At 73.3% G+C, this 8,414-nt stretch carries 8 protein-coding genes; all 8 read left to right on the plus strand.

Annotated features, from left to right (window positions below; translation table 11 throughout):
* Positions 1-85: 85 nt before the first annotated feature.
* The 8 genes from UW392_RS53070 to UW392_RS53105 all read left to right on the plus strand — a co-directional run bounded on the left by UW392_RS53070 (position 86) and on the right by UW392_RS53105 (position 8,384).
* Positions 86-1,504 carry an Nramp family divalent metal transporter gene (locus tag UW392_RS53070; RefSeq protein WP_320782647.1) on the plus strand — a complete coding sequence of 473 codons (1,419 nt, stop codon included), beginning with the start codon at positions 86-88 and terminating at the stop codon, positions 1,502-1,504.
* Complete coding sequence (locus tag UW392_RS53075; protein ID WP_320782648.1) at positions 1,501-3,069, plus strand: ABC transporter substrate-binding protein; 1,569 nt, start codon at positions 1,501-1,503, stop codon at positions 3,067-3,069. The genes UW392_RS53070 and UW392_RS53075 overlap by 4 nt, the downstream gene beginning before the upstream one ends.
* Before the next feature lie 3 nt (positions 3,070-3,072).
* Positions 3,073-4,002 (plus strand): ABC transporter permease, encoded by a 930-nt coding sequence (locus tag UW392_RS53080; RefSeq protein WP_320782649.1) that lies wholly within the window; start codon positions 3,073-3,075, stop codon positions 4,000-4,002.
* Positions 4,003-4,004: 2 nt separating this feature from the next.
* Positions 4,005-4,925, plus strand: coding sequence for an ABC transporter permease (locus UW392_RS53085; protein ID WP_320782650.1), 921 nt, complete (start codon positions 4,005-4,007; stop codon positions 4,923-4,925).
* A 2-nt stretch (positions 4,926-4,927) separates the two neighbouring features.
* Positions 4,928-5,848 (plus strand): ABC transporter ATP-binding protein, encoded by a 921-nt coding sequence (locus UW392_RS53090; protein ID WP_320782651.1) that lies wholly within the window; start codon positions 4,928-4,930, stop codon positions 5,846-5,848.
* Complete coding sequence (locus UW392_RS53095) at positions 5,845-6,711, plus strand: ABC transporter ATP-binding protein (RefSeq protein WP_320782652.1); 867 nt, start codon at positions 5,845-5,847, stop codon at positions 6,709-6,711. The genes UW392_RS53090 and UW392_RS53095 overlap by 4 nt, the downstream gene beginning before the upstream one ends.
* On the plus strand, positions 6,708-7,895 hold the full coding sequence (locus tag UW392_RS53100) for a sialidase family protein (RefSeq protein ID WP_320782653.1): 1,188 nt from the start codon (positions 6,708-6,710) through the stop codon (positions 7,893-7,895). The genes UW392_RS53095 and UW392_RS53100 overlap by 4 nt, the downstream gene beginning before the upstream one ends.
* Before the next feature lie 126 nt (positions 7,896-8,021).
* Positions 8,022-8,384, plus strand: a complete 363-nt coding sequence (locus tag UW392_RS53105; protein ID WP_320782654.1) for a UBP-type zinc finger domain-containing protein — start codon at positions 8,022-8,024, stop codon at positions 8,382-8,384.
* Positions 8,385-8,414 lie beyond the last annotated feature (30 nt).

Here is an 8,414-nt window from a genome sequence, read left to right on the forward strand (position 1 = left end):
CCCCGCTGTTCCCCAGCCCCCCACTGCCCCGTTGTTTCCCTTCCGCTCCGGCGACGGCGCCGGATCCAGCAAAGGAACACCGCCCATGTCGACCACCGACACCGCGTCCCCCGTGGCGCCGGCGCAGACCGATCCGTACGCCCTGCGTCCCGAGGACGCCAAGCCGGCCCCCGCCGCCTTCCGGGACCGGCTGCGCCACCTCGGACCCGGTTTCGTGCTGTCCGCCGCCGTAGTCGGCTCCGGAGAGCTGATCACCACCACCGCGCTCGGCGCCAAGGCCGGGTTCGCCCTGCTGTGGCTGGTGGTCGTGTCGACCGGCGTCAAGGTCTGGGTACAGATGGAGCTGGCCCGCTGGACCATCCTCAACGGCCGCCCCGCACTGGAGGGCTACCGCGAGGTCGGCCCCCGCATCGGCCGCCTGGGTTGGATCAACTGGCTCTGGATCGGCATGGACTTCGCCAAGATGTTCCAGCGCGGCGGCATCATCGGGGGCACGGCCGCGGCGTGCTCCATCCTCTGGCCGGTCATCGGCGAACCGCTCAGCGCCGGTTCCCTCGCCCTCTGGGCCCTCGTCGTCACCCTGGCCGCGATCCTGCTGCTCCAGTCCGGCAAGTACGGCCTGGTGGAACGTGCCTGCGTGGTCTCCGTCATCATCTTCACGCTGATCACCGTGAGCCTCGCGGTGGGCCTGCCGGCCACCGACTTCGGCTTCGGCACCGCCGAGCTCGGCAGCGGCTTCAGCTTCGAGATCCCGGCCGGCACCATCGGCATCGCCCTCGCCGTCTTCGGCATCACCGGCGTCGGCGCCGACGAGATGACCACGTACACCTACTGGTGCATGGAGAAGGGGTACGCCCGCTGGACCGGCCCCGACGACGGCAGCGAGGAGCGCGCCCGCCGCGCCGAGGGCTGGATCAAGGTCATGCGCCTCGACGTGCTGACCGGACTCGCCGTGTGCGTGCTGTGCACCCTGTCCTTCTACGTCATCGGCGCCGCCGTACTGCACCCGCAGGGCCTGGTGCCCGAGGGCAACGAGATGATCACCACGCTCTCGCGCGTCTACACCGACACGATGGGCCCCTGGGCCGAGTACCTCTTCCTCGTCGGCGCGATCGCCGTCCTCTTCTCCACCCTCATCGGCTCCACCGCCTCCGTGCCCCGCCTGTGGACCAACACCCTCGGCATGCTCGGCGTCGTCAAGTGGGAGGACGTGGGCAGCCGCACCCGCGCCATCCGCGTCCTCACCTGGATCCTGCCGCTGGTGTGGGCCTGCTTCTTCCTGTACGTCCAGTCCCCGGTCCTGATGGTGCAGATCGGCGGCATCGGCGGCGGCATCTTCCTGCTCGCCGTGGTCGTCGCCGTCTGGCGGCTCCGCCACACCGGCGTGCCGGAACGCTTCCGCACCAGCCCCTGGATGACCGTGGCGCTGGTCGTCAGCAGCGTCGCCATCCTGTGCGTCGGCGTGTACGGCGTCCTCGACACGCTCGGGGTGGTGGCCGAATGAACCGTGTCCTCCCCGCGCTGAGCCGCCGCACCCTGCTCCGCGGCACCGCCCTCGCCGGCGTCGGGGCCGCGCTCGGCCCCCTGTCCGCCTGCGCCGGCCCGACCGGCACCTCCGGACCCGGCACCCTCACCCTCGGGCTGAACCGTTCGCTGGTCAGCCTGGACAACAAGCTCAACCAGTTCGAGGCCGCCGTCACCGTGCAGCGCGCGGTGCGGCAGGCGCTGACGTACATCGGCCCCGGACTGCGGCCCGAGCCGATGCTCGCCGACCGCTTCGAGATGACCGAACCCACCGCGTGGACGGTGCGCCTGCGCGAGGGCGTGCGCTACTCCGACGGCCGGCCGGTCACCGTCGTGGACGTCGACACCGCGCTGCGGATGTACGCCGAGGTCAGCGGCTCCTTCCTGATGGGGCTGTTTCCCGAGGTCCCCGAGGTGGAGCCGGTGGACGGGCGCACCTTCCGGCTGCGCACCGAGCGCCCCGTGCCGATCCTCGACCAGCTGATGGCCAACATCCACATCACCCCGGCCGCGGACAACAAGCCCGAGGAGCTCCAGTCCGGGGTCGGCTCCGGCCCGTACCGGGTGGCGAGCGCCAACAGCGGCGCGGGGGAGTACACCCTCGCCCGCAACCCGGAGTACTGGGGGAAGCGCCCGCCCGTCGAGGAGGTCCGGGTGCGGTTCGTGCCCGAGGAGTCCAGCCGGGTCGTCGCCCTGCGCAGCGGCGAGCTCGACGTCGCCGACACCCTCGCCCCGGACACCGCCGAGCAGCTCACCGGCGCGCCCGGCGTCTCCCTGGAGACCACCCCCGGCACCCGCATGTGCCAGCTCTTCTACAACTTCCGCAAACCGTCCGGGCACCCGCTGGCCGACGCCCGCGTCCGCCACGCCCTCACCTACGCCATCGACGGCGACGCGCTGATCAAGGACGTGCTCACCGACTCCGCCGAGGAGGCCAGGGGCGTCGTCCCGCAGGCGATGATCGGCGCGGTCGAGACGGGGGAGTACACCTACGACCCGGGCGAGGCCCGCCGCCGGCTCGACGCCCTCGGCGCGGACGGCCTCCAGCTGAGGATCATCTGGGAGACCGGGGAGTTCGCGGCCGACACCTCCGTCATGGAGGCCGTCCTCGACATGCTCCGCGACGTCGGCGTCCGCGCCACGCTCCAGCAGTTCCAGCCCGGCGGCGACATCCTGCGGTGGCGCCAGGGCAAGGCCGGCGACTGGGACGTCATCGGCAACGGCTTCGGCGACCCCACCGGCCAGGCCCTCTCCATGCTCCAGGGCATGTACGGCGGCACCCCCGAGAAGGAGCGCACCCGCGACACCTTCATGGGGTACGTCGTCCCGCGCGTCGAACGCCAACTGTCCGACGCCGCCACCGAGGTCGACGAGGCGACGCGCACCCGCAAGCTCGCCGACGTCCAGCACGCCGTCTGGGACACCTGGCCCAGCCTGTGGGCCTTCGCCCCGAAGACCTTCCTGGCCCGCCGCACCCGCGTGCGGGGCGTCGCGCTGCAGCCGCTCAACTCCTACGACCTGACCGCCGTCCGGCTGGAGGGCTGAGCCATGGTGAGCTACCTCCTGCGGCGGCTCGGGCAGAGCCTGCTGACCGTCTTCCTCGCCATCTCCACCGTGTTCGTGCTGGTCCGCTTCGCCCCCGGCGACCCGGCCGCCGCGTACGCGGGACCCACCGCGTCCACCGAGGACCTGGCCCGCATCCGCGAGCAGTTCGGCCTGGACGAGCCCCTGTTCACCCAGTACGGCATCTTCCTGCGCGACCTGGTGCAGGGGAACCTCGGCACCAGCTACTCCTTCCGCGCCCCGGTCCTGGACGTCGTCTTCGACCGGATGCCGTACACCATCACCCTCGCGGTCTCCGCCATCGCCGTCACCGCGCTCGTCGCGATCCCGCTCGGGGCGTGGATGGCCCGGCGCGCCGACAGCAAGCGGGAGATCGGCGCCAACGTCCTCACCATGGCCGGGCAGTCCATGCCGGACTTCTGGACCGGCGTCATGCTGCTCACCGTCTTCGCCGTGGTGTTCCCGGTGCTCCCCGCCTCCGGGTTCACCTCGTGGAGCGGTCTCGTCCTGCCGACGATCACCGTCGCCGTGCTGCAACTCGCCCTCGTCAGCAGGCTGGTACGGCGCGAGATGTCCACCGCGCTGGCCGCCCCGTACACCACCGTGGCCCGCTCCCGCGGTGTCTCCGAACGCGCCCTCACCTGGCGCTACGCCATGGCCAACTCGGCGGTGCCGCTGGTCACCGCCATCGGCACCCGGTTCGCCGCGCTGCTCAACGGCGTGGTCGTGGTCGAGGTGGTCTTCGGCTGGCCCGGCGTCGGCTCCCTCGTCGTGCGCGCCCTGGAGACCCGCGACTACCCGCTCATCCAGGCGACCGTCCTGGTCACCGTCACCCTGGCGATCCTCGTCCAGCTCCTCGTCGACCTCCTCTACCCGCTGCTCGACCCGCGGGTCCGTCTCGGAAAGGCGGCCTGAGCATGAGCACCACCACCCCGGCCGGGACCGCGCCCACCGGCGTACGGCCGAGCGCCGTCACCGCCCGCCACCTGCGCCGCGCCACCGCGACCCGGCAGCAGCGCGCCGCCCGCGCCAAACTGTGGGCCGGCATCGTGTGCACCGCCCTCGTCGTCGTGCCCATCGCCCTCGCCCGACTGCTGCCGCTGCCCTCGGCCGACGCCCAGGACCTGGGCAGCAGGCGGCTCCCGCCGCTCAGCGACGGCCACCTGTTCGGCACCGACCAGCTCGGCCGGGACGTGCTCTCGCGCATCCTGCACGGCGGCCAGGTCTCCCTGACCGTCGGCATCCTCGCCGTACTGGTCTCCGGCGTCATCGGCATCGTCGCGGGCGCCGCGGCGGGCTACTTCGGCGGCTGGACGGACACGGTCATCTCCCGCCTCCTGGAGGCCCAGCTCGCGCTGCCGCTGCTGATGATGCTGCTGCTCGTCGTCGCCCTGTTCGGGCCGTCGGTCACCGTCATCACCTGCGTCATCGCCGTCGCCCAGTGGCCCGAGGTCGCCCGGCTCACCCGCTCCCTCGTCCTCGTCGAACGGGAGAAGGCGTACGTCGCCGCCGCCCGGGTCCTCGGCCTGCGCGCCTGGACCATCCTGGCCCGGCACGTCATCCCGAACATCGTCCGCCCCGCCAGCCTCGTCGTCCTGCTGCTGCTCGCCCAGGCGGTGCTGCTGGAGAGCGCGCTGAGTTTCCTCGGCGCGGGCCCCGAGCGGCCGTTCGCCACCTGGGGCCGGATCATCTCCGACGGCCAGGACTACATCACCACCTCCTGGTGGCTCGTCACCCTCCCCGGCCTGGTCATCGCCCTCCTCGTGATCGGCGTCAACCTCCTCGGGGACGGCCTGCGCGACCGCACCGCGCCCCTGCGCAAGCAGAAAGGAGCGTGACCGTGACCGGCACGACGAAGGCCGACGTCAGGCCGCTGTCCGATGGGACCGCGCCCGACGCCCCGCTCCTCGACGTCGAGGACCTCCAGATCGAGCTGATCACCGGCCGCGGCGTGGTCCGCGCCGTCGACGGCGTCAGCTTCACCATCGCACGCGGTGAGACCGTCACCCTCATCGGCGAGTCCGGCTCCGGCAAGTCCACCACCGCGATGGGCATCCTGCGGCTGCTCCCGGAGGGCCTCGCCGTGCTGTCCGGCAGCGCGCGCATCGCCGGCCGCGACATGGTCGCCGACCCCGGCGCCGCGCGCGCCGTACGGGGCCGCGTCGTCTCGCTCATCCCGCAGGACCCGATGACCGCGCTCAGCCCCGTGCACACCATCGGCCGCCAACTGGGTGAGGCGCTGCGGCTGCGCCACCCGGGGCTGGGCCGGGCCGAGGTGCGCGAGGCGGGAACCGACCTCCTCGCCAAGGTGCGCATCCCCGAGCCGGAGACCCGCTGGAACGCCTACCCGCACCAGTTCTCCGGCGGCATGCTCCAGCGCGTCCTGATCGCCACGGCCCTCGCCGCCGAACCCGCCCTGCTGGTGGCGGACGAGCCCACCTCGGCCCTGGACGCCACCGTGCAGGCCGGAGTCCTGGACGTCCTCATGGAGCTCCAGGAACGCACCGGCGTCGGCATGCTGATGATCACCCACGACCTGGGCGTGGCCCGTGTCGTCTCCGACCGCATCCACGTCATGCGCAACGGCGCCTTCGTCGAGTCCGGCACCGCGGAGGACATCGTCCGCCGACCCGAACAGGAGTACACCCGCGCCCTGCTGGCCGCCGTGCCCCAGCTCGGACCGTGGGACGAGGACGCGGACGCGGAAGAGAACACGGACGCGCACCAGGCAGAGAAGACGGACACGGAGGCGACCCGGTGACCACCCCACCTCCGCTCCTGTCCGTCGAGGACCTCGTCGTCGAGTACGCCACCCCGCACGGCCCGCACCGCGCCGTGGACCAGGTCGGCTTCCGGCTCGACCGAGGGGGCACCCTCGCCGTCGTCGGCGAGTCGGGCAGTGGCAAGTCCACCATCGCCCGCGCCCTCGTCCGCCTGCTGAAACCGGCCTCGGGCCGCATCCTGCTGGACGGCACGGACATCGCGGCCCTGCCCGAGCGCCGGCTGCGCCCCCTGCGCCGACGGATCCAGATGGTCTTCCAGGACCCCTACGGATCGCTCGACCCGCACCTGACCGCCCAGCAGACCGTCGCCGAACCGCTGCGCGCGGCGGGCGTGTCCGACAAGCGGGAACGCGACCGCCGCGCGGCCGAGCTCCTCGACCGGGTGGGCCTGCCCACCAGCGCGCTCGCGCGCCGCCCCGGGGAGTTCTCCGGAGGGCAGCGCCAGCGCATCGGCATCGCCCGCGCGCTCGCGTCCAGCCCCGACCTGCTGGTGTGCGACGAGGCCACCTCGGCCCTGGACGTCTCCGTCCAGGCCCAGGTGCTCGCGCTGCTGCGGGAGTTGCAGGCCGACACCGGGGTCGCCTACCTCGTCATCGCCCACAATCTCGGCATCGTCCGCGAACTCAGCGACGAGGTCGTGGTGCTGCGGTCGGGCCGCGTGGTCGAGAGCGGCGCGACCGCCGACGTCCTGGCCGCCCCCCGGGAGCCGTACACGCGGGCGCTGCGCCGTGCCGCCCTCGACCCGACCGCGATCCACGGGCGCAAGCCCCGCGCCGCGCTCGCCGTCACGGCATCGGAGGTCATGGCATCGCACGTCACGACATCGGAGGCCTCCGCGTGACCGTCGCGCCGGCTCCCGCGCCCGACGGGATCCTGCGCCCGCACCCCACCCAGCCCGGCCGCGGCGAGGCCGTGCTCCCCGCGCCCGACGTGCAGAGCCACGCCGCCTCCCTCACCGCGCTCCCCGGCGGCGACCTCGGTTGCGTCTGGTTCTCCGGCAGCCAGGAGGGGATGGCGGACATCTCCGTCCACTTCTCCCGGCTGCCCGCCGGTTCCGGGCGGTGGACCGCCCCCGTACGGCTCTCCGGCGACCCCGACCGCTCCGAGCAGAACCCCGTCCTCTTCCCCGCCCCGGACGGCGGGCTGTGGCTGCTGCACACGGCGCAGCGCGCCGGGAACCAGGACACGTCCGAGGTGCGGCTGCGCGTCAGCCGGGACGGGGGCGTGACCTGGGGCCCGGTCCGGTCCCTCTTCCCGGCCGACGACCGGGGCGGCGTCTTCGTCCGCCAGCCGCTGGTGGTGCTCGGCTCCGGGCGGTGGCTGCTGCCGGTCTTCCGCTGCCCCGTCACCCCCGGCGCCCGCTGGACCGGCGGGCTCGACACCAGCGCGGTCATGCTCAGCGACGACCAGGGCCTGACCTGGCGCGAACACCCGGTGCCCGGCTCCACCGGCCGCGTCCACATGAACGTCCACCCGCGCCCGGACGGCACCCTGCTCGCCCTGTTCCGCAGCCGTACCGCCGACCGGGTGTACCGCTCGGTCTCCCAGGACGAGGGCGAGACCTGGTCGGTGCCCGAGCCGACCACCGCCCCCAACAACAACTCCTCCCTCCAGTACGTCCCCCTCGGCGACGGCCGCCTCGCGATGGTGCACAACCACGCGAGCGCGGCCGACGCGACGGAACGCCGCACCTCCCTCTACGACGAGATCGAGGAGGACGCCGCCGGGCCCGCCCCGGCCGCGGGCGACGACCTCGCCTTCTGGGGCGCCCCCCGCGCGCCCCTCACCCTCTCCCTCTCCACGGACTCCGGCCGCACCTGGCCCGCCCGCCACGACCTGGTCACCGGCGACGGCCACTGCCTCACCAACAACTCCCGCGAGGGCCTCAACCGCGAACTGTCCTACCCGACCCTCACCCGCACCCCCGGCGGCGTCCTCCACATCGCCTACACGCACCACCGCCGGACGATCCGTCACCTCCGCCTCGATCCGGAATGGCTGGACCGGTACTTGCCGCGCCCCTGACCCGGACGTCGCACGAGCGGACCCGCCTCCACGGCCGGGTGAACGTACCTACGATGGGCCGCGGGGCCGGTGCGGTGACGGGAACTGCCAGCCGTGGCCGTGGTACCGGCCGTTCGAGGAGCCCCTATGACCAGCGAGGAAACCGAGCACCCCGGGATCGACCCCACCGTGCCGCCCAGCGGCACCGGCTGCGTCGAGTGCGACGCGGCCGGCGGCTGGTGGTTCCACCTGCGGCGGTGCGCGCGGTGCGGCCACATCGGCTGCTGCGACAGCTCGCCCGGCAAGCACGCCACCGCCCACTACCGGACCACCGGGCACCCCGTGGTCCAGAGTTTCGAACCGGGCGAGGACTGGTTCTGGGACTACGGCACGGAGGAACTGACCAAGTCCGGACCGGAGCTGGAGCCGCCGGTCAGTCACCCCGCCGACCAGCAGTCCCCCGGACCGGCCGGCCGCGTCCCGGCCGACTGGGCCGACACGTTGCGCTGAGCCGCCGCGCCGGGCCGCCGCGCCGGGCCG

The sequence above is a fragment of the Streptomyces sp. CRN 30 genome (genome assembly GCF_034105845.1).